Annotated in this window: 17 protein-coding genes; 4 read left to right on the top strand and 13 right to left on the bottom strand. The window is 67.7% G+C overall.

Going from position 1 to position 21031, the window contains the following annotated elements; all coding sequences use genetic code 11:
* Positions 1–18 precede the first annotated feature (18 nt).
* The 5 genes from CLU93_RS26325 to CLU93_RS26305 are packed head-to-tail and all read right to left on the bottom strand — an operon-like array spanning position 19 to position 6423.
* Positions 19–561, bottom strand: coding sequence for a cytochrome b (locus tag CLU93_RS26325; RefSeq protein ID WP_099764027.1), 543 nt, complete (start codon positions 559–561; stop codon positions 19–21).
* Between the two features lie 49 nt (positions 562–610).
* The gene (locus tag CLU93_RS26320; protein WP_099764026.1) at positions 611–1837 is read right to left on the bottom strand and encodes a TolC family protein; all 1227 of its coding nucleotides are present in this window, start codon (positions 1835–1837) and stop codon (positions 611–613) included.
* Positions 1834–2160, bottom strand: coding sequence for a DUF3240 family protein (locus CLU93_RS26315; protein ID WP_099764025.1), 327 nt, complete (start codon positions 2158–2160; stop codon positions 1834–1836). The genes CLU93_RS26320 and CLU93_RS26315 overlap by 4 nt, the downstream gene beginning before the upstream one ends.
* Positions 2147–5251, bottom strand: a complete 3105-nt coding sequence (locus CLU93_RS26310; RefSeq protein ID WP_099764024.1) for an efflux RND transporter permease subunit — start codon at positions 5249–5251, stop codon at positions 2147–2149. The genes CLU93_RS26315 and CLU93_RS26310 overlap by 14 nt, the downstream gene beginning before the upstream one ends.
* Entirely contained in the window at positions 5251–6423 is a 1173-nt protein-coding gene (locus tag CLU93_RS26305) for an efflux RND transporter periplasmic adaptor subunit (RefSeq protein WP_257225104.1), read from the bottom strand. The genes CLU93_RS26310 and CLU93_RS26305 overlap by 1 nt, the downstream gene beginning before the upstream one ends.
* 113 nt (positions 6424–6536) lie before the next feature.
* Here CLU93_RS26305 and CLU93_RS26300 point away from each other — a divergent pair, with 113 nt between their 5' ends.
* Genes CLU93_RS26300 through CLU93_RS26290 form a run of 3 tightly spaced genes read left to right on the top strand, consistent with a single transcriptional unit; the run spans position 6537 to position 9353 of the window.
* Positions 6537–7250 (top strand): response regulator, encoded by a 714-nt coding sequence (locus CLU93_RS26300; RefSeq protein ID WP_099764023.1) that lies wholly within the window; start codon positions 6537–6539, stop codon positions 7248–7250.
* The gene (locus tag CLU93_RS26295; RefSeq protein WP_257225103.1) at positions 7250–8644 is read left to right on the top strand and encodes an ATP-binding protein; all 1395 of its coding nucleotides are present in this window, start codon (positions 7250–7252) and stop codon (positions 8642–8644) included. The genes CLU93_RS26300 and CLU93_RS26295 overlap by 1 nt, the downstream gene beginning before the upstream one ends.
* Before the next feature lie 10 nt (positions 8645–8654).
* The gene (locus CLU93_RS26290) at positions 8655–9353 is read left to right on the top strand and encodes a VIT1/CCC1 transporter family protein (protein ID WP_071077573.1); all 699 of its coding nucleotides are present in this window, start codon (positions 8655–8657) and stop codon (positions 9351–9353) included.
* A gap of 5 nt (positions 9354–9358) precedes the next feature.
* On the opposite strand, the gene CLU93_RS26285 is transcribed toward CLU93_RS26290, so the two are convergent.
* The 7 genes from CLU93_RS26285 to CLU93_RS26255 all read right to left on the bottom strand — a co-directional run bounded on the left by CLU93_RS26285 (position 9359) and on the right by CLU93_RS26255 (position 19388).
* A complete protein-coding gene (locus CLU93_RS26285) occupies positions 9359–10204 on the bottom strand; it encodes a universal stress protein (protein WP_099764021.1) in 846 nt (281 codons plus the stop codon).
* A gap of 31 nt (positions 10205–10235) precedes the next feature.
* On the bottom strand, positions 10236–12053 hold the full coding sequence (locus tag CLU93_RS26280; RefSeq protein WP_180287954.1) for a PHA/PHB synthase family protein: 1818 nt from the start codon (positions 12051–12053) through the stop codon (positions 10236–10238).
* Between the two features lie 62 nt (positions 12054–12115).
* Entirely contained in the window at positions 12116–15664 is a 3549-nt protein-coding gene (locus tag CLU93_RS26275) for a PAS domain S-box protein (protein ID WP_099764020.1), read from the bottom strand.
* Positions 15661–16806 carry an FIST signal transduction protein gene (locus CLU93_RS26270; protein ID WP_099764019.1) on the bottom strand — a complete coding sequence of 382 codons (1146 nt, stop codon included), beginning with the start codon at positions 16804–16806 and terminating at the stop codon, positions 15661–15663. The genes CLU93_RS26275 and CLU93_RS26270 overlap by 4 nt, the downstream gene beginning before the upstream one ends.
* Positions 16807–16820: 14 nt before the next feature.
* Positions 16821–17879, bottom strand: a complete 1059-nt coding sequence (locus tag CLU93_RS26265) for an HD domain-containing phosphohydrolase (protein WP_099764018.1) — start codon at positions 17877–17879, stop codon at positions 16821–16823.
* 45 nt (positions 17880–17924) lie between these two features.
* A complete protein-coding gene (locus tag CLU93_RS26260) occupies positions 17925–18428 on the bottom strand; it encodes a chemotaxis protein CheW (RefSeq protein ID WP_099764017.1) in 504 nt (167 codons plus the stop codon).
* 60 nt (positions 18429–18488) lie between these two features.
* Entirely contained in the window at positions 18489–19388 is a 900-nt protein-coding gene (locus CLU93_RS26255) for a GGDEF domain-containing protein (protein ID WP_180287953.1), read from the bottom strand.
* 391 nt (positions 19389–19779) lie between these two features.
* Between CLU93_RS26255 and CLU93_RS26245 the strand changes: the two genes are divergently transcribed.
* Positions 19780–20043, top strand: coding sequence for a hypothetical protein (locus tag CLU93_RS26245; protein WP_143451822.1), 264 nt, complete (start codon positions 19780–19782; stop codon positions 20041–20043).
* Here CLU93_RS26245 and CLU93_RS26240 read toward each other — a convergent pair.
* Positions 20040–20951 carry a LysR substrate-binding domain-containing protein gene (locus CLU93_RS26240; RefSeq protein ID WP_099764013.1) on the bottom strand — a complete coding sequence of 304 codons (912 nt, stop codon included), beginning with the start codon at positions 20949–20951 and terminating at the stop codon, positions 20040–20042. The genes CLU93_RS26245 and CLU93_RS26240 overlap by 4 nt on opposite strands.
* Positions 20952–21031 lie beyond the last annotated feature (80 nt).

The following is a 21031-nucleotide window of genomic DNA, read 5'->3' as shown; positions in this document are numbered from 1 at the left end:
TCATGGCACGCCAGCCGTCTACAGCATGCGCTGGAAGACGCCGTCCTTGTCCTGCAGCAGATGCTTGAGGCCGGCAATGGCGTGCAGCAAGATCAGGGCGGCCAGGGTCCAGGCGCCCAGTTCGTGCAGTTCGAAGCATTGTTCGGCCAGCGCGTGGTCGGGCGCGAACCAGCGCGGCAGGGCCAGGCCGAAGAAGGCCACGCCGCTCTTGCTCAGCAGCGCACCGGCCAGGCCCGTGGCCGGCACCAGCAGCATGCCCGCGTACAGCAAGCCATGGCCCAGGCGCGACAGGCGCGCTTGCCACGGCGCCACGGACGGCGGCAGCCTAGCCGGCCTGTGACCCAGGCGCCAGGCGGCGCGCGCGGCGAGCAGCAGCAATAGCAGCAAGCCCAGCGATTTATGCAGATTGAAATACACCTCGCTGCCGGGATCGTCCTCGACCTCCATCATAGTCCAGCCCAGGGCCAGCATGGCGGGGATCAGCACGGCCATCAGCCAGTGCAGCAGGCGCGCCGGGGCGGCATAGCGCCAGTCTTGCGTCGTCAATTTCTCGGTGTTCATGGTGTTTCCTTCTCGGTCAATCGCGTGGATGAATCGTGTTGGCGCCGCATCAGTCGATGGACCAGATGGCGTGCGCGTCGAGTTGCAGGCGCGCCTGGGCCGCCAGCGCCTCGATCTGGGCCGTCTGCGCCGTCAGCGCCGCGTCGAGCGCCTGCCGCCTGCCGGCCAGCGCTACGGCCAGCGTGCATTCGCCCGCCTGGTAGGCGCGCTGCATCAGTTCCGCCTGGCGCATGGTTTGTTGTTGTACCTCTTGCAATGTTTCCCATATTGCGTGGCTATGCACGCTGTCGCTGGCGGCACGCCGGGCCGCCAGGGCGACGCGCAGCTGCGTCTGCGCCACCCGTTCGCGCGCCATCGAGGCCTTGATGGCCGCCGCCGACCGGTCCGCCGCACGTCCGGCGCCGGGCAGGGGAAACGACAGGCTGACGCCGAACACCCGCTCCTGGCCGTCGCGCTCGCGCGCGGCGCGCAGTGCCAGCGTCGGGTCGGGCATGGCGTCGCTGGCCAGCCGGCTGGCGCGCATGGCGTACAGGTCCGCTTCCGCCTGGGCCAGCTGCAGTTCGTGGTTGTCGTGCACGATGCGCTCGGCCCAGCTGGCTGCCGACTCGCTGCCGGTGTGCGGCAGCGGTAGTGAGTCGGCCTGCGGACGCGGCAAGCCGGGGTAGCTGATGGCCAGCAGCGTGAGCGACTGCTCGCTGCGCTGGCGTGCCTGTTGCAGCAGGGCCAGCACGCGCCGCTGTTCCGTGTCGGCTTGCAGCAAGTCGAGCGCGGCGCCGTCGCCGGCCTGCACGCGGCGCGCGGCAATCGATTGCAAGCGCTGCGTCACGGCCAGCTGCTCTTCCAGCCGCGCCACGCCGGCCAGGTCGCGCAGCGCGTCGAACCAGTCGCGCAGCAGGGCGCGTCCCGCCTCGTGCCAGGCATCGCCATGCAGCGCACGCGCCACGGCCAGGCCTTGCTCGCCCAGCGCCTGGTCCAGGCTGGCCTTGCCGAACCAGCGCAGGGGCCGCTCCAGCGCCACTTCCTGTTCCAGGTAGCGTTCTGCGCCGGGGGCGGTGCGCCGGCTGGCGCCCGCGCGCACCGTCCATTCATAGGGGCCGGAGGCCAGCTTGTCGCGTTCCGCGCCGGCCAGTTGCGTATTGAGCACCCCCTGGCGCAGCGCCGGCAGGCTGGCCAGCACGCGCCGCACCTCGGCTTCGGGCGGCAGCGCGGTAGGGGCGCCAGGCGCCGCCTGCGCTCCCGCCGCAAGGAACAGCAGCAGCAGGGCGCGCGCCTTCATGCCAGCCTCCCGTGGCACAGCACGGGGCTGATCCAGTAGGCGATGTCGGGCTTGGGCAGCTGTGCCGCCAGCGCCTGCACCAGCAGGCGCAAGTCGGTGTCGGCGCCGGCGACCAGGACCAGCTTGCGCCGTCCCCGTCCCCGTACCTGTTCCAGGCTGGAGGGGTAGGCGGCGCCCGGTCCCATGCCTTGCGCATCGAGCACGGAAAAACCGGCCGCCCAGGCCGGGTGCAACAGCAGGAAATCGAGGACGTCCTCTTCGAGGGCGACGGGCATGGCCAGCGTCAGCATGGCGTCGCAGGGGGAATGGTCAGGGTGCTGCATGGTGGGCTCCAGTGAGGGCAATGCTAGGGACAGATGGCTGCGCCACGCCGTAGCGGCGGAACAGCAGGGGCAGCAGTACGAGGGTCAGCACGGTGGCGCTGAGCAGGCCGCCGATGACGACGATGGCCAGCGGCTTCTGGATTTCCGAGCCGGGTCCCGTGGCCAGCAGCAGCGGCACCAGGCCCAGGCCCGTGATGCAGGCCGTCATCATGACGGGGCGGAAGCGCCGCACGGCGCCTTGCAGCACCAGCTCGCCGACCGGCACGCCGCGCGCATGCAGGTCGTTGAAGCAGGTGATCATCACCAGGCCATTGAGCACGGCGATGCCCATCAGCGCGATGAAGCCCACCGAGGCGGGCACGGACAGGTACTCGCCCGTCAGGGCCAGCGCATACACGCCGCCCGTCAGCGCGAACGGGATGTTGACCAGCACCAGCAGGGTTTGCCGGATGCTGCGCAAGGTCGTATACAGCAGCAGGAAGATCAGCGCCAGCGCGATGGGCACGACCAGCGCCAGGCGGGCGGCGGCGCGCTGCTGGTTTTCGAACTGGCCGCCCCAGGCGATGCGGTAGCCGGGCGGCAGCGGCACTTGCCGCGCCACCAGGGCCTTGGCTTCGTCGACGAAGCCGACCAGGTCGCGCCCGCGCACATTGGCGCGCACCACCACCAGGCGCGAGGCGTTTTCGCGCTCCACCTTGACGGGGCCGTCGACCGTGCGCAGGCTGGCCACCTGGCTCAGGGCGATGGCGGGGCCATCGGCCATGGGCAGGCGCAGCTGGCCGAACAGATCGGCCGACAGCTGCAGCTGTTCGCCGCCGCGCAGCAGCAGGGGCAGCCGCTTGCCGCCTTCGATGACGATGCCAGCCTGGCGCCCTTCGATCAGGGTGCGCAAATCGCCCTGGATCTGCTCCACCGAGAGGCCCAGGCGGGCGGCCGCCACGCGGTCGATATCGACTTGCAGGTATTGCACGCCCGAGTTTTGCGTCGTCAGCACATCCTCGCTGCCGGTCAGCGTGCGCAGCTGGGCCACGATGCGCGCGGCCAGCGCGCCCAGCGCCTTGCTGTCAGGGCCGTAGATCTTGACGGCCACGTCGCCGCGCACGCCGGACAGCATTTCCGAGGTGCGCATCTCGATGGGCTGGGTAAAGCTGATATTGACGCCCGGAAAGCTCGCCGTGGCCGCGCGCAGGGCATCGATCAGCGTTTCCTTGTTCGCGCTGTGCCATTGCGCGCGCGGCTTGAGCACCAGGAAGGAGTCCGTTTCGTTCAGGCCCATGGGATCGAGTCCCAGTTCATCGGAGCCCAGGCGCGCCACGATGCGGCGCACGTCGGGCACTTGTTCCAGGATGCGGCGCTGGATGGCCATGTCCAGGCGCGCCGACTCCTGCAGGTTGACGGACGGCAGTTTTTCGATCTGCATGATGATGTCGCCTTCGTCCAGCGTGGGCATGAACGATTTGCCCACCTGCAGGAAGACGCCGGCGGCCAGCAGCAGGGCCGCCACGGCCACGCCGCCGATCAGGCGCTCGCGGCGCAGGGCGCGCCCGAGCAGAGCCAGGTAGGCCGCTTCCATTTTTTGCACCAGGCGCGGCGTGCCCGCGTGGCTTTCGGGCAGCAGCAGCGAGGCGAGCACGGGAATGACGGTCAGCGACAGCAGCAGCGAAGCGGCCAGCGCGAAGAGGATGGTCAGCGCCACGGGCGCGAACAGCTTGCCTTCCAGGCCCTGCAGGGTAAGCAGGGGCAGGAAGACGATCATGATCACCAGCATGCCTGCGCTGACGGGCAGCGCCACTTCGCGCACGGCCCGGTAGATGCGGTGCAGGCGCGGCACGCCCGGCTGCGCGTGGGCGCCATGGGCTTCGATGTTTTCCACCACCACCACGGCCGCATCGACCAGCATGCCGATGGCGATGGCCAGGCCGCCCAGCGACATCAGGTTGGCGCTCAGGCCATACGCCTGCATCAGCAGGAAGGTGCCCAGCGCCGCCAGCGGCAGGATGCAGGCGACCACCAGTGCCGAGCGCAGGTTGCCCAGAAAGACGTACAGCAGCACGATCACCAGCACGGTCGCTTCGGCCAGCGCGCCCGTGACGCTGGCCACGGCCCGCTCCACCAGCTTGCCGCGGTCGTAGAAGGTGCTGATGGTGGTGCCCTTGGGCAGGCTGGGGCCGAGCGCGTCGAGGCGCGCGCGCACTTGCTGCACCACTTGCTGCGCATTCGCGCCGCGCATGGCCAGCACCAGCGCCTGCACGGCTTCGCCGCGCCCGTCCTGGGTGACGGCGCCATAGCGCGTCAGCTGGCCGATGCGCACCGTGGCCACCTGGCCCACGTTCACGGCCATGCCGCCGCGCCGGTCGATGCCGATGGCGCGCACGTCGTCCAGCGTGCGGATGCCCGCGTCGCTGCGGATCAGCAGTGCCTCCTCGCCGCTGCCCAGGCGGCCCGCGCCGTCGCTGCGGTTGTTCGCTTCCAGCGCCTGCTGCAGCTGCGCCAGCGACAGGCCGCGCGCAGCCAGGGCGGCCAGGTCGGGCACCACTTCGAAGCTGCGCACCATGCCGCCGAGCGAATTGACGTCGGCCACGCCGGCGATGTTGCGCAGCTGGGGGCGGATGGTCCATTCGAGCAGCGTGCGCTTTTCCATCAGGCTCAAGGGTCCCTCGATGGTGAACATGAAGATTTCACCGAGCGGTGTGGTGATGGGCGCCAGGCCGCCGCTGACGGAGGCGGGCAAGTCCTTCAGCACGCTGGCCAGCCTTTCACTGACCTGCTGGCGCGCCCAGAAGACGTCCGTGCCTTCCTGGAAGTCCAGCGTGATGTCGGCGATCGCATATTTGGACTGCGAGCGCAGCACGGCCTGGCGCGGGATGCCCAGCAATTCCTGCTCGATGGGGGCGACGATGCGCGCCTCGACCTCTTCCGGCGTCATGCCGGGCGCCTTCAGGATCAGCTTGACCTGGGTACCGGAGACATCGGGAAAGGCGTCGATGGGCAGCGCGCGGAACGCCTGTACGCCGGCCGCCGCCATCAGCGCGGCCAGCACCAGCACCATCAGGCGCTGCGACAGCGACAGGGCGATCAAACGGGCCAGCATCACTTGCCTCCCTGGACGGGCGCGTCCGCAACCGCTCCCAGGCCGCTCCAGCTGCCTTTCAGCGCCGCCAGGCCGCGCACGGCCACCGCGTCGCCTGGCAGCACAGCGCCGCGCACCCAGGCCATGCCGCCGCCGGCCGGCGTCGCTTGCACGGGCACTGCCGTGTAGCCCCTGGCATTGGCGACAAAGACGTACTCCTGGCGTGCCTCACCCATGCGCCGCACCAGCGCCGCCGCCGGCACGGCCACGCCGCCCGGCGTTTGCGCCGGGCGCAGCAGGCGCGCTTCGACAAAGGCATTCACCTTCAGGCATGGCTCCTGGCCCACTTGCTGCGCGCGCAGCTGCGCGCTTTGCGTGGCGGCGTCGACGACGGGAGAGATGGCCGTCACACGCAGCCTGGCGCAGCCGTCGACCTGCAGCAGGTCGCCCACGCGCAGCAGCGGCAGTTGCGCCCGGCTCGCCTGCAACTGCACCCACAGGGGCCCGCTGGCGGCCATGCGGGCCAGCAGCGCGCCCGCTTCGATGTGCTGCCCCGCCTCGACCGGCAAGGCCAGCACGCTGCCGGCGCGGCTGGCGCGCACCGTCAGCAGGGGCGACAGCGTGCGTTGTTCGCGCAGGCGCCGCAGCGCCACGCCATCGAGGCCGGCGCTGCGCAGTGCCTGTTCGCGTTCGCTGGCCGCCAGCGTGGCCAGCTGCGCCGCATCGCGGCTCTCATCGAGACGGGCACGGGCGATGATGCCGTCGCCGTACAGTCCTTCGTCGCGCGCCAGTCTGGCTTGGGCCAGGCGCGCCGCGCTGGCCTTTTCCAGGTAGGCGCGCTGCCACTCCAGCCAGCCCTGGCTGTACAGGGTCAGCAGCGGCATGCCGGCGCGCACCTGCTGCAGCGGCGTCACGTGCACCTGTTGCACCACGCCGTCGAGTACGGCGCTGGCGACGGCGCCCGAGCCGGGCGGCGCCACCACGGTGCCCGACAGGACCAGGTCGTTGCCTGCCGGCGTGCCTTCTCCGGCCAGCGTGGCGAGCGCCGGCGTGGTGGCGATGCCGGCATGGCTGATTTGTTGCGAACTGAGCAGCAGTTGCTGCGGCGCGGCGGCCGACAGCAGCGGCCAGCCGAGCAGGGCCAGTATTGGCCAGCAAGGCTGGCAGCGGTTAAGATGGGGGAAAGCGGGCATGGGAGGCAGCCGGAAGTGGACGATGGATCGATGGTCGCCAGCAGATGTTAAGAAGTTCTTAATGTCCGGCGCCTACGCTGCCAGCATGAAATTTCCCGACAGGACAGGCCACGATGCGCATATTGCTGATAGAAGACGACCCCCAGCTGGGGCGCGCCACGCAGATGGGGCTGGAGCAGGCCGGCTATGCGGTCGACTGGGTGCAGTCGGCTGAAAGCGCGCATATGGCCGTGCGCCTGCACCGCTATGGCTGTCTGTTGCTCGACCTTGCCCTGCCGGGCGAGGATGGCATGCAGGCGCTGGCGACCTTGCGCCGCGGCGGCTATGACGGGGCGATCCTGATCGTCACGGCGCGCGATCAGATCATCGACCGGGTGGCCGGTCTGGATGCGGGCGCGGACGACTTCATCGTCAAACCCTTTGACCTCGATGAGCTGGCGGCGCGCATGCGCAGCGCCTGCCGCCGCGCGGCCGGGCGCACGCACGAAGAACTCGTGCACGGCGATATCGTCATCGACGTCGCCGCGCGCCAGGTGCGCCAGGGCGGCGTGGAGGTGCCCGTGACGGGCAAGGAGTTTAGCATCCTGCTGATGCTGGTCGAGCAGCGCGGGCGCATCCTGAGCCGCGTGCAGCTGGAAGAGGGCGTCTACAGCTGGGGCGAGGAAATCGACAGCAACGCGTTGCAGGTGCATATCCACCATTTGCGGCGCAAACTGGGCAAGGCGCTGATCCGCACCGTGCATGCGATCGGCTACAGTATCGACAAGCCCGCTACGCCTGATACGCCCGACACGCCCGATACGCCCGACACGCAGGCGTGTCCGTGATGCCCGCCATCCCGGGCAACGCGGGCGCATGGTCGCTGCGGCGCACGCTGCTGGCCGTGCTGCTGGGACTGACGTTCATCTTGTGGGGCTTCAGCGCCGCCATCGTGTACCTGGAAGCGGGCCGCGAAAGCCAGGAACTGTTCGACCAGTCGCTGGCCGAGACGGGCCATTTGCTGCTCTCCCTGGCCGAGCACGAGGTGCAGGAGCATGGCGCGAGCACATCGCTGGTGATGCCGGTGGCGCAGAACCGCAACCACCGCCAGTATCTGCTGTTTCAGGTGTGGGATGCGCAGCAGCGCCTGCTGTACAAGAACGCCGGCGCGCCGGACCGGGCGTTCGCCGCGCCGGTCGATGTGGGCTATAGCTGGCATGACAACGATGGCCGCCTGTGGCGCATCTACACGAGCTGGAATCACAACGCGCAGCTGCAGATCCAGGTGGCGGAACCGGCCAGCCACCGCCAGGAAATCAGCAGCCGCTTCGCCCTGAAGCTGCTGGCCATCGGCTTGCCGATGGCGGCCCTGGCGGCGCTGGCCATCTGGTGGAGCATCAACCGCGTGTTTCGCGCCCTGCGCCGCAGCGCCGATGAAGTGGCGCTGCGCACGCCCGACGATCTGGCCAGTGTCAGCGTGACGGGCGCGCCCGTGGAAGTGCAACCGCTGCTGCAGGCCATCAACCGCCTGTTCCTGCGCGTGCGCCAGACGCGCGAGCAGGAGCAGCGCTTCACGGCCGATGCCGCGCATGAACTGCGCACGCCGCTGGCGGCCATCAAGACCAACCTGCAGGTGCTGCAGCGCGCGCGCAGCGATGCCGAGCGCAAGGAATCCGTGACGGGCCTGGGGCTGAGCGTGGACCGCGCCACGCGGCTGGTGGGGCAGTTGCTGACCCTGTCCCGGCTCGACCCGCAGTCGCAGCCGCCGCCCGACCTGCCCGTGCTGGACCTGGCCGCCGTGCTGGCCGAACAGCTGCCCGCCTGGATGGCACAGGCGCAGCGCCAGGATCTGCTGCTGCGGGCCGACCTGGCCACGGCGCCGTGCCGTTTGCAGCTGGATCACGTCCTGATCCTGGCGCGCAACCTGATGGACAACGCCATGCGCTACACCCCGGCTGGCGGCACGCTGGTGCTGGCCTGCCGTAGCGAGGCCGATGGCGTGCTGCTGCGCGTGAGCGACACGGGGCCCGGCATCGCAGAACAGTTGCGCGAGCGCGTGTTCGAACGCTTTTTCCGCGCCGCCGGCGCGCACCAGCCAGGCAGCGGCCTGGGCTTGTCGATCGTGCGGCGCATCGCCGAAACGCATGGCGCCAGCGTGCAGCTGGCCGCCGGCCCCGATGGCGCTGGCCTGGTGGTGACGGTGCGCTTTCCCGCGCCCGCCGACGCGCCCATGCCTACATAAAGGAGAGAATATGCCATTGCGACACCGCGAGTTTCACCGGATGGACAACGTGGGCTGGCTGCGCGCCGCCGTGCTGGGCGCCAATGACGGCATCGTCTCGACGGCCAGCCTGGTGCTGGGCGTGGTGGCGGCGCACGCCACGCACGACAGCATCCTGGTGGCCGGCGTGGCCGGCCTGGTGGCGGGTGCCATGTCGATGGCCACGGGCGAATATGTCTCGGTGCAGTCGCAGGCCGATACGGAACAGGCGGCGCTCGAGCGCGAGGGCGGCGAGCTGCTCGACGATCCCAAGGGGGAGCTGCACGAGCTGACGCACATTTATGTGGCGCGCGGCCTGGAACCGGCGCTGGCCGCGCAGGTGGCCAGGGCGCTGACGGCGCACGATGCGATTGGCGCGCATGCGCGCGATGAACTGGGCATCACCGAGAGCATGCGCGCACGCCCGCTGCAGGCGGCGCTGGCCTCGGCGCTCAGCTTTGCCGTCGGCGCGGCGTTGCCGCTGCTGGTGGTGTTGCTGGCGCCGCTGTCCATGCTGGCGCCGGCCATCGTCGTGGCGTCGCTGCTATCGCTCGCCTTGCTGGGTGGCCTGGCCGCCAGGGCCGGCGGCGCGCGCGTGGGCCGGGGCGTGCTGCGCGTGGTGTTCTGGAGCGCACTGTCGATGGCGGCGGCATCGGGTATCGGGGCGCTGTTCGGCGCCCCGGCAGCCTGACGCTGTCAGTGCGACACCAGCACCGGCAAGGTCATGTCCTGCAGTACCGTGCGCGTGACGCCGCCCAGCAGCGCTTCGCGCAGGCGCATGTGGCCGTAGCAGCCCATCACGATCAGGTCGCACTGGCGCTGCGTCGCCATGGCCAGCAGGGCCGCGCCCACGTCCTGGCCGTGCGGCGTGTCGTGCTGCAGCACTTCGACGTTGACGCCGTGGCGCGCCAGGTACAGGGCCAGGTCGGCACCCGGCTGCTCGCCGTGCGCGGCCGGCTGGGCGTGCGAATTGACGACGGCCAGGGTCACCTGCCGCGCGCGTTGCAGCAGCGGCAGCGCATCGGTGATGGCGCGCAGCGCTTCGGCGCTGCCGTTCCAGGCCAGCAGCGGATGCTGCGCGGTATCCGATAGCGCGGTGGTCGGCGCGTGCGGCACCATCAGCACGGGCCGGCCGCAATGCAGCATCAGGTATTCGGGCGTGCCGGCGATGACGCGCGAGGGCGTATCCTGCGCGTCCGTCTGGCCGAGGATCAGCAAGTCGCAATAGCGCGCCTGCAGCAGCAGCGCGCCTTGCGCATCGTCGTCGACGAAGCGCGTTTCGTAGGTGCCCAGGCCTTCTTCGCGGGCGATGCGCTCGAAGTCGTGCAGCGCCTCGCTGGCCTGGCTGCGCAGCGCCTGCATCTGCGCCGGCGCAAACTGCAGCGCGTTGACGCCGCCGCCATACGCATAGCGCGAGAGGCCGCTCATGGCCGAGCCGATCAGGTGGGCGCCTTCGGCAATGGCCAGGCGCACGGCCAGGCGGATGCGCTGGGCGCAGTGGCTGGAATTGTCGACGTGGACCAGCAGGGTAGTGTAGGGCATGGCGTTTTCCTCGGTTGTCGAAAGTCGGTTGTCAAGTCTGCAGCACGTAGTTGCCTGGCGCGTCGCCCAGGTCGGGGCCCATGGCCGGCGGCGCCACCTGCGCGCCCGAGCGCTCTGCCAGCCAGGCTTGCCAGGCGGGCCACCACGAACCGTCGTGGTGCGGCACGTCGCGCTGCCAGCTGTCCGCGTCGATGTAGGGCGCGTCGTGGCGGTGCGTGGCTAGCTGGTAGCTGCGGCGCGCCTGGCCCGGCGGCGAGACCACGCCCGCATTGTGGCCGCCCGAGGTGAGCAGGAAGGTGACGTCCGTGTCGGTCAGCAGCTGCAGTTTATACACGGAGCGCCATGGCGCCACGTGGTCCGTCAGGGTGCCGACGGCAAAGATGGGGGCATCGATGTCGGGCAGGGCGATGTGGCGCCCTGCCGTGCGGTAGCGGCCTTCGGCCAGGTCGTTGTGCAGGAACAAACGGCGCAGGTATTCCGAATGCATGCGGCAGGGCATGCGCGTGGCGTCCGCATTCCAGGCCATCAGGTCGCTGTCCTGCTCATCGAGGCCGAGCAGGTAATGGCGCAGCCGGCGCGACCAGATCAAGTCGTTCGAACGCAGCAGCTGGAAGGCGCCCGCCATCTGTTTCGTGTCGAGATAACCCTGCTTCCACATGGCCGCTTCCAGGAAGCTCACCTGGCTCTCGTCGATGAACAGCGACAGTTCGCCCGGTTCCTTGAAGTCCACCTGCGACGCCAGCATGGTGAGGCTGGCCAGGCGTGTATCGCCGTCGCGCGCCATGCTGGCGGCGGCAATCGCCAGCAGGGTGCCACCCAGGCAGTAGCCGGCCGCGTGTACCTGCGGCGCGCCCGTGATGCGGGCAACGGCGTCGAGCGCGTCCATCACGCCCAGCTGGCGGTAGTCTTCCAGCGACAGCTCGCGGTCTTCTTCCTGCGGGTTTTTCCAGGAAATCATGAACACCGTGTGGCCCTGGCCCACCAGGTAGCGCACCAGCGAATTGGACGGCGACAGGTCGAGTATGTAGTATTTCATGATCCAGGCCGGCACGAACAGCAGCGGCGTGGCATGCACGCTCGCTGTCGCCGGCGCGTACTGCAGCAGCTCGATCAGGTCATTGCGGTAGACCACCTTGCCGGGCGTGACGGCCACGTTTTCGCCCGCCTTGTAGCTGCGCTGGTCGGGCGCATGCGCGCCCATGGCGGCGCGGCGCCAGTCGTCGGCCAGGTGCTGCGCGCCGTTCGCCAGGTTGGCGCCACCGCTCGCCAGGGTTGTTTGCTGCACCACGGGATTGGTCAGCATGAAGTTCGACGGCGCCAGCATGTCGAGCCACTGGCGCACGGTAAACGTGACGACATCTTCGTGGTGCGGCGAGACGCCGCGCACGCCCGTGGTGGCGCGGTGCCACCACTGCTGCTGCAGCAAGAAGCCCTGGTAGGCCAGGTTGTACGGCCAGCGCTGCCACGCGGGGTCTTCGAAGCGCCGGTCCTGCGGCAGCGGGGTGATGCATGGCGGCGCACCGGCGCTGCCGCTCTGCGCCGGCTGCAGCGCAGATTGCAGCGCGTACTGCTGCCAGCGAGCGATCTTCTTCCACGCTTCTTGCAGCAGGGTCAGCTGTTTCGATGGCGCCAGCGCCAGGTGGCTGAGCCAGTCGGCATAGGCATTGCCCAGCGCGGCCGGCGAAATGCCGCCCGTGAACTTGCCCAGCCAGGCGTTCAGCAGCAGGTCCAGGGTGGCGCCTTCTGGCGCGCTCTCCGGATAGTCGGGCACCGGCACGCCTTGCCAGGCGCTGCCCTGGCGCTCATGTTCAAGGTTTTGCTGCGCATTGCTCGCCTGCGTCTTGCTCATTCAGGACTCCTGTCATTTTTTTACAGGATAGCAAGAGCTTGTTCAAAAAATTATGATCTACATCAAGTTTGCCCCGATGCGTGCAGCGTCCCGCTTGCCGCCTGGATGGCCGCGCCCGTTTCCTGCAGGAACAGCCGCAACTGTTCCTCCAGCGCAGCGAGGCGCGCCAGCAAGGCCGCCTGCGGGGCCTGTGCCGATTCGCGCTCGATGGCTGCGGCGATGGCGACGGCGGGGATGGCATGGAAGTTGGCCAGCAAGCCGGCCAGGGTATGTGCCTGCCGGCTCGCGCTGGGCCGCTCGCCCGCCTGCAGGGCTGCACGCAAGGCGGCCAGCTGCTCCGGCAAGCCGGCCAGGAAGGAGGTGCCGATGATGGCGACCACCTCGGCGTCGGCGTTGGACAGCGCGGCGCCGTAGTCGAAGCGTGGCGCGCTGCCGGTGGCCAGCACTGCCACTTGCGACGCCATGGCGGGCGGCAGCGGCAGCTTGCTGATTTGCAATACATGCTGCTCGATCAGGCTCTGGAAGGCGGCGGTGCGGAAAGGCTTGGACAGGTAGTCGTCCATGCCGCCGGCGATGCAGCGTTCGCGGTCGCCTTCGAAGGCGCTGGCCGTCATGGCGATGATGACGCTCTTCGGCATGCCTTGCGCTTCGCGCTGGCGTATCTGCGCAGTGGCTTCGAAACCGCCCATTTCCGGCATCTGCAGGTCCATCAGGATCATGTCGAAATGGCCGGCGGCATGACGGTCGAGCGCCTCGTGGCCGTTCTCCGCATGCGTGACCCGGTGGCCCGCATTCGACAGCAGCACGGTGGCCAGTTCGCGGTTCATGGCGTTGTCCTCGACCAGCAGGACGTCCAGCCCAGGCATGCTTTCCCGCACGGCATGGCGCGTGATCACGGGGGTGGCGCCGGGCATGCCGCGGCAGGTGCCCAGCACGCTCATGGTGATGGCCAGCAATTCCTCGGGGCTGGCCGGCTTGAGCAGATAGCCGTCGATGCCCAGTTCGCGGCAGCGCGCCGCGTCACCCAGGCTGCCGCCGGACGATAGCATGACGATGGGCACCTGGCTCCAGTGGGGCAGGGCGGCCAGCGCCGATGCCGTGTCGAAGCCATTCAAGCCCGGCATGGCAAAGTCCATGATGATGCAGTCGGCCGGCAGGGCGCTGCGGCAGTGTTCCAGCGCCGCCTCGCCCGACTCGCAGGCGATGATGCTGGCACCGCTGTGCTCGAAGATCTTGCGCAGGATGGTCAGGCTGCTGGAATTGTCGTCGACCAGCAGGATCGCCCGCGCCGCCAGCGAGGCGCCCGGCGGCGGCAGGCAAGGCTGATGCTCGCCGATGGGCAGGGCCAGGTCGACGCTGAAGCTGCTGCCCTTGCCCAGTTCGCTCGACAGGCTGATGCTGCCGCCCATCATGCCCACCAGGCGGCGCGTGATCGACAGGCCCAGTCCCGTGCCGCCGAAGCGCCGCGTGGTCGAACCGTCTTCCTGCTGGAAGGCGTCGAAGACGGCCTCCTGCATGTCGGCGGCGATGCCGATGCCGGTGTCGCGCACGCACAGCTGCAGCTGGGCCATGCCATCGCCGCTGGCGCGCAGCCGGGCACTGACAGTGACCTCGCCGCGCGGCGTGAACTTGATGGCGTTGCCCGCCAGGTTGGTGAGGATCTGGCGCAGCCGGCCAGGGTCGCCGAGCAAGGTGTGCGGCAGTGCGGGATCGATGTCGAGCACCAGTTCCAGGCCGCTGGCCTGGGCCCGCATGGCGAGTGCGCGCATGGTTTCCTGCATCAGTTGGCGCAGTTTGAAAGGGATGCTTTCCAGGGTCAGCATGCCCGCATCGATCTTCGAGAAATCGAGGATGTCGTTGATAATGCACAGCAGGGCATCGGCCGAAGCCTTGACGATTTCCAGGTATTTGCGCTGGTGGACGTCGAGTTCGGAGTCGAGCACCAGGTCCGTCATGCCCAGGATGCCGTTCATCGGCGTGCGGATTTCGTGGCTCATGTTGGCCAGGAATTCGCTCTTCGAGCGGCTGGCCGATTCGGCCACTTCCTTGGCCAGCAGCAGCGCCCGTTCAGCCGCCTTTTGGCTGGAAATGTCGACAATGGTGCCGACCAGGCCGTGCAGGCTGCCATCGGACTTCAGCAGGGCAGCCTTGCTGAACAGCACATCGACCTGGCGCGCGCCGACGCTCAGCCGCTCTTCATATGTCTGGTTGCCGCGCTCCTGCAGCAGTTCCAGGTCGCGCCGCAGCACTTGCTGCGCCTCCTGCTGCGGCAGGATGTCGGCTACCGTCTTGCCCAGGATGTCCGCCTGCGCGCGCTGGAAGAAGGCGCAATAGGCGCGGTTGGCGCGCAGGTAGCGGCCCTGTACATCCTTCAGGTACAAAGGGATAGGAATGGTTTCGATCAGCGCGTCGACAAAGTTGAGGTTGTGCCGCAGCTCGCGTGCCGCCAGGCGCCGCTCCGTGATGTCGGTCAGGCTGCCGGTGATGCCGGTCAGGCGGTCCTGGCCATCGCGTTCGGCGCGCGCGCACACGTCGACCCAGCGCACGTCGCCGTCGCGGGTGACGTAGCGCGCTTCATGGCGCATGCTGTCCACCTGGCCGCTCAGCAGCTGGGACAGGCCGGCGGCGGCGCGCTCGCGGTCGCGCGCATCGATGAATTGCAACACATGCTTGCCCAGGCTGTCGGCGGCGCCGAAGCCGGTGATGGTGTCCCAGGCGGGGTTCAGGAAGGTCCAGGCGCCGTTCAGGTCGGTGCGGAAGACCACTTCATGCAGGCTGTTGACGACATTGCGGTATTCGCGCTCGCTTTTCGCGATGGTCTCTGCCATGCGTTTGCTGTCGCTGATTTCCGTGCGGATGGCGATGTACTGATAGGGTTCGCCGGCGGCGTCGAGGAAGGGCACGATGGTGGCGTCGACCCAGTATTGCCCGCCATCCTTGGCGTGGTTGCAGATTTCGCCATGCCAGACCTGGCCCGTGGTGATGGTTTGCCACATCTGCGCGAAGTAGGCGTCAGGATGCGTGTGCGAATTGATCAGGCGGTGCGTCTTGCCGATCAGTTCTTCGCGCGCGAACCCGCTGATGGCGCAGAACTTGTCGTTGACGTAAATGATGACGCCGGCCGTGTCGGTGATGCTGACAATGGCATGCTGGTCCATCGCAAAGCGCTGGTTCTGCAGTTCGATGCGGCGCAATTCCTGCTGCGATATCAGCTCGGCGAGCAGCACCGAGAGGCCCTCGATATCGCCTTCCTGCGGCAGGTGCAGGCCGGAATCGTCGTTGTCGAGCAGGCGCACGGCCGCCACGCGCAGCGATTGCAGGACGCGGTTGCGGCTGGCCAGTTCCGTGCGCAGCAGGTCATTGGTCATGCTCAGTTCTGTCGAACTCAGCTCCAGGCTGCGCGAACGCAAGTCGAGGTCGCGTTCGGCCTGTTCGTAGCTGCCGTCGATGCGCAGCAGCAGGGCCGGCAGGCCGGCCAGGAACGCGGCCAGTTCGGGCGGCGTGCCCGCTTGCGCCGCAAATGCCTGGGCCTGTTCCAGCAAGGCGATGCAGGCGCTTTCCGAGTCGATATCGCAGACGCGGCTCAATTGGCGTGCCAGGGTGCGGTTCATGTTTCGCTCAGCACAGTCACGGTCATGGTCTGGTTATGCAGCTGGCATGCGCCATGCGGCTGCGTGATGCCGATTTCGCCGTTCGAGTAAAAACCGGCGATGCAGGTGGCGCCGCTGCCCAGCACGTCGGCCACCGCTTCTACCTCTTCCTCGACCCGGTCGCCCATGACCAGCTTGCGCCCCACGCAGCTGACCAGCAGGGCCAGCTGGTCGCCCAGCGTATCGGCATGGCGCTGGACACCGCGCGCGGCCATTTCAGCCCCGTCGATCAGCCGGTTGGTACTGGAATGCATCAGTTTCAGGTAGCCGTCGGCGAGGATGTCGCCGGCCAGTGTCAGCGAACCCTGTTCTTCATCGACGGCGAGGATGGTGCGAAACACATTGCTTTTTTCATGCGCCGCCGAGAGCATTTCAAACGGAAACAGCAGCCCCGAGCCGGGCAGGTCGCGCGCATGGTCGCCCAGGTACAGTTTGTAGATGTCCAGCGCGCGCGCGCCATCGAGGCCATACAGCACGTTGTCGACACAGCGCGTCACCTTGCGCGCGGGGCCGAACGCTTCCCAGCCCGCATGGCTGCCGTAGCCGAGGCGGATATGCTCGCCGTACAGGCCGACGGCGACGATGGTATTGTCGGCCGCGCCGCGCGGACCGAGGGTCCAGGTCTGGCGGAAGGCGCCGCCGTCGGCGGCCAGCCCGCCCGAGATGGTCACGCCCGGCGGCAGATGCGCCTGCAGGCCAGCAATCAGGGCGCTGCCGTTGATGGCCACGCCCGTGCCCAGCATGAAGACCGCCGTCAGGCCGTCCTGCGGCAGCGCCTGCGCCAGGCGCTGGCCCGCCTCGTGCGAGTCCGCCATGTCGCAGATGATGGCGTCGGCAATTGCCACTGCCGTGTGCGCGAAGCTGATGGCGGTGATGACGCAGCTGCCGTCGTAGACGCGCTTGCCGGCGATCTCGCCGGCCGTGGAACAGCCGGCGATCACGGCGCCGGGCAGTTGGCGGCGCAGCGCCGCCGTCAGTTCGGGGGTGGAAAAATAGGCGCAGGCGCCAAACACCAGTACCAGCTGCGGCTGCATGGCGGCCAGGGGCGCCAGTACGGCATCGATGTCGGCACGGTTTTTCAGGATCAGTTGTTGCACGCGCATGGCAGGGTCCTCGCTTACAGTGGGTGGGCGTGATGCTGGACGGGGTCGGGCAGGCTGTCGCGGATATCGAGCACCTCGTCCCAGGCGCCCAGGAAGGCGTCGATGCAGCGCGGGCAGAAATGGCTGCCTTGGTTCTGTTGCAGGAACAGGCGCGCCTGCTCCACGGGCCAGGCCGGCTTGTACGGGCGCGCCGAACTCAGGGCGTCGAAGACATCGGCCACGGCGACGATGCGCGCCGACAGCGGTATCTGTTCGCCCGCCAGGCCGCGCGGATAGCCGCTGCCGTCGTATTTTTCGTGGTGGCCGCGGGCGATTTCCTCGGCCAGCTGGATCAGTGGGGCATCGCTGCCGGCGAGGATCTTGCCGCCGATTTCCGCATGCTGGCGCATGATGGCCATTTCCCCGGGGTCCAGCCGGCCCGGCTTGAGCAGGATATGGTCGGGCGTGGCCAGCTTGCCCACGTCGTGCATGGGGGCCGCCTTGAGCAGCAATTCCTGCCATTGCGCATCCATGCCCAGGTTCCTGGCGATCAGCGCCGAATAGCGCGCCATGCGCATGATGTGAGCACCCGTTTCGGGGTCGCGGAATTCGGCCGCCCGCGCCAGGCGCGTGACCAGTTCCATCTCGCGCGCCGTGACGTTGGCGATGGCCTGGCGCACTTCATGTTCGAGCAGCTTGGCGCGGTCGGCCAGCAAGGTTTGCGCCATGCGCAGGGCCAGCAGATTGCGCACGCGCAGGCTGAATTCGATGGTGTCGACGGGTTTGGTGAGAAACTCCGTGACACCGAGCGAAAAAGCCTGCTTGCGCACGGCGCGGTCGTTTTCGGTGGTGACCATGATGATGGGGATGTCGGCCATGCCCCGCATTTTGCGAAAGATGCTGAGAAATTCGTTGCCCGACAGGCTGGGCATCCGGTAGTCGAGCAGGACCAGGTCCGGCACATGCGACTCGCACCAGGTCAACGCATCGATGGGGTCGTTCATGCAGACGGGCTCGATGCTGCTGGCCTTGCGCGCCAGCGTCGATAGCAGGTTCAGGTTGGTGTCGTTGTCATCGACGATCAGGATGCTCATGGTGTCTCCGGAGGTTGGCGGTCAGGTAGCGGACGCGATGGCGCCTCAGGCAGCCAGTTTGCCCGTGGCTTGCACGCCCAGGCCCGCCAGCAGGCTGTTCATGTCGAGCACGATCAGCATGCGTTCGTCCAGGCTGCCGATGGCCGTTACGTGGCCGGCCATCGCCGAGCCATGCAGCTGCGGCGGAGGCTTGATCTGTGCCGGTGCCAGCGGCACCACATCGGCCACGCGGTCGACCACGATGCCGGTGGCGCCATGCGCGAAGATGAGGATGATCACCACGGTCGAGGCGTCGTACGCGGGCTCGGCCTGGCCCAGTGCGATGCGCAGGTCAATCAGCGGCACGATGCTGCCGCGCAGGTTTATGAAACCCTTGAGGAAGGCGGGCGCATTGGCCATATGGGTCACGGCGCCGTAGCCGCGGATTTCCTGCACCAGGCCGATGTCGATCGCGTATTCCTCATTGCCCAGGCCAAAGACCAGTAATTCCCGGGCGCCCGCTTGTGCCGGCTGGCTCGCTGCCGCGGCATGTGTCGTGGTGGTTTCCATGTGCTTGCTCCTGTCAGGTGATGCGTGATGCATGAAACTGCGAGGGTGACCGGCTGGTGCTCAAATCTGCTCGGTGCGGTTGCGGCCATTGCTCTTGGCCTGGTACAGCGCGGCGTCGGCTTGCATGAAACAGGCTTTCCAGTCGCCGTTGTTGGGCAGCGGCGCCAGGCCGATGCTGATCGTCGCCGTGATGGCCGTGTGCTCGAAGTCGACGCACGTTGCGGCCACGGCAAGGCGGATGCGTTCGGCCACCTTGTACGCCATGGTCATGTCCGTATGCGGGAACAGCAAGCCGAATTCCTCGCCGCCCACGCGGGCGACGACATCGGATGCCCGTGCCTGGGACTGCAGCGCGGCCGCGATGGCTTGCAGCACGGCGTCGCCGGCGGCGTGGCCATGCCGGTCATTGACCTTCTTGAAGAAATCGATGTCGGCGATGCCGATGGTCATCGCACTGCCCGCGCGGCTGGCCCGCGCGGCCGAACGCACGGCTTCGATCTCGAAGGCGCGGCGGTTCGGCAGGTGGGTCAGGGGGTCGCTCAGGGCGATGTGCTGCAACTGCTGCCAGCGGGCCGCATTCTGCTCTTCGATGGCGCGTTCGTGGCGCTGGTCGATGAAAAAGGCACCCAGATAGTTTTCGTCGTCCAGCTTGCCCAGGTCCACGGCCTTGAGCACGATGGGCAGCATCGTGCCATCGTGGTGACGGATGGCGAAATGGCGCTTGTGCCCGAGTACCGTGGACTTCCTGTCGCCGGCCAGATAGGCGCCGATCCGTGCGCCATGCTGCTCGCGCACCGAGTCCGGCAGCAGCGCCTCGATCTGCTGGCCCGACAGGCTGCCCGGGGCATAGCCGCTCAGCGCATACATGGCGTCGTTTGCATAGCGGATGCGTGAGCCTGCATCGATGATGATGGCGGCGTCGGCGGCGTTGAGCAGGCGCAAGGCCAGGATTTTGTTCATGTGCTTGTCCCCTACAAAGAAGGCAGAGATGTCTGGCGATCGAAGCAAAGAGCGCTGCTGCATCGCCTTGATATTTCCTTGAGAATCATCATACATCAAATAAAAATGATTTCAACAAATATTACGATTTTCATGATTTATTTGGTTTTTGAGCACAAAGAAATTCAAGTCTTGACGGAAGTGACAGCGTGTTGTAGGTATTTTTACTGTCTGGTCGGGCAAGTTTTCCATCATGTCGCGTGTCTGTTGATGGAAAAATTATTTTCTTTGTGGATTTATTTATTGTATTTGGTAAATTTATGCAGCAAAATGGAATGCATGCAGATCGGTACGCGTGTGGCGCGGCCGGCCTGACATGCCAGGCGGATCACTGTGGATGGAGGAGGCGGACATGCTTACGAAAATACCGGCAAGGCGCAGCGAAGCGGTGTACAAGGACCAGCCGCCGTCCGGCAGCGCGCGCCATCCGCAAGGACCGGGCGCGGGCGTGTTCCGCTCACCCGTGCGGCGCCTGAAGGCGATTGCCTGCCTGGCCCTGTTGTTGGCGGTGATACCGGCCGTGACTTGCATCGCCACGGGGCGCGCCGGCATGCCGATGTTGTTCAGTACCGTGTGCGGCGTAGTGTCGTGCGCGGCCGCAGATGGGGCGCTTTAGCCGCCTGCACCGGTGGCCTGCGCCTCCTCGCAGATCCATGCGATGAATGCCTGTACGGCGGGGCGTGTGGCCGCATCGGGCCGCGCCACCAGGTAATACGCAAAGCGCGCGGGCCAGGGCAAGTCCAGTACTTGCACCAGGCGCCCGGCGGCGATTTCCTCCTGCGCGTACAGCTGCGGCACCAGGGCGAGGCCCTGGCCGGCCTCGGCTGCGCGGATCAACAGAAAATCATCTTCGAAGGCGGAGCCGCGCAGCGCCCGCGCCGCATCGGCACTGCCGTCTTGGGCGCCATGCGCTGCCAGCCACAAGGGCCAGTCGGCGCGGTCCGTATCGTGCAGCAGCGGGTAGCGCAGGCAATCGCCTGGCGTGGCGATGGGCGGCTGGCCCGCCATCAGGGCGGGGCTGGCGACGGGCACCAGCACGGGCGCCATCAATCGCGTCACCTGCAGGCCCGGATACTCGCCCAGGCCGTGGCGCAGCGCCACGTCGACCCGGTCGCGGCGCAGGTCCACCAGTGCGGATGTTGCTTCCACGCGCACCTCGATATGCGGATGGCGCTGGTTGAAGCGGCCCAGCCGTGGCACCAGCCAGGCGGCGGCAAAAGTGGCCACCGTGCTGACGGTGAGCGTCTGGCGCCCTCCCATGTCTTCCAGTGCCTGGCTGGCGCTGGCGATCTGCGCGAATGCGCCCAGCAGGGTGGGGTGGACCATGGCGCCCGCTTCGGTCAGGCGCAAGCCCTGGCGTTCGCGGGTAAACAGGGGCATGCCGACCCGCTCTTCCAACAGGCGGATTTGCTGGCTGACGGCGCCCGACGTCACGTGCAGCGCCTCGGCGGCCGCCTTGATGCTGCCGCGCTGGCCCACTTCGACAAAGGCGCGCAGGGCCTGGAGTGGTAAAGGATGCTTCATCGATATAGTTTTTCTATAGTTGCGAGCGAAAAATCATCGTTTCATTTTCACTCTTAAAAAACGCATTATAGGGGCATGCG

The sequence above is a fragment of the Janthinobacterium sp. 35 genome, from assembly GCF_002754575.1.
Taxonomy (GTDB): Bacteria; Pseudomonadota; Gammaproteobacteria; order Burkholderiales; family Burkholderiaceae_D; genus Janthinobacterium; species Janthinobacterium tructae.
The sequence above is the reverse complement of the archived record's forward strand: the minus strand, read 5'-3'. Positions and strand labels throughout refer to the sequence as shown.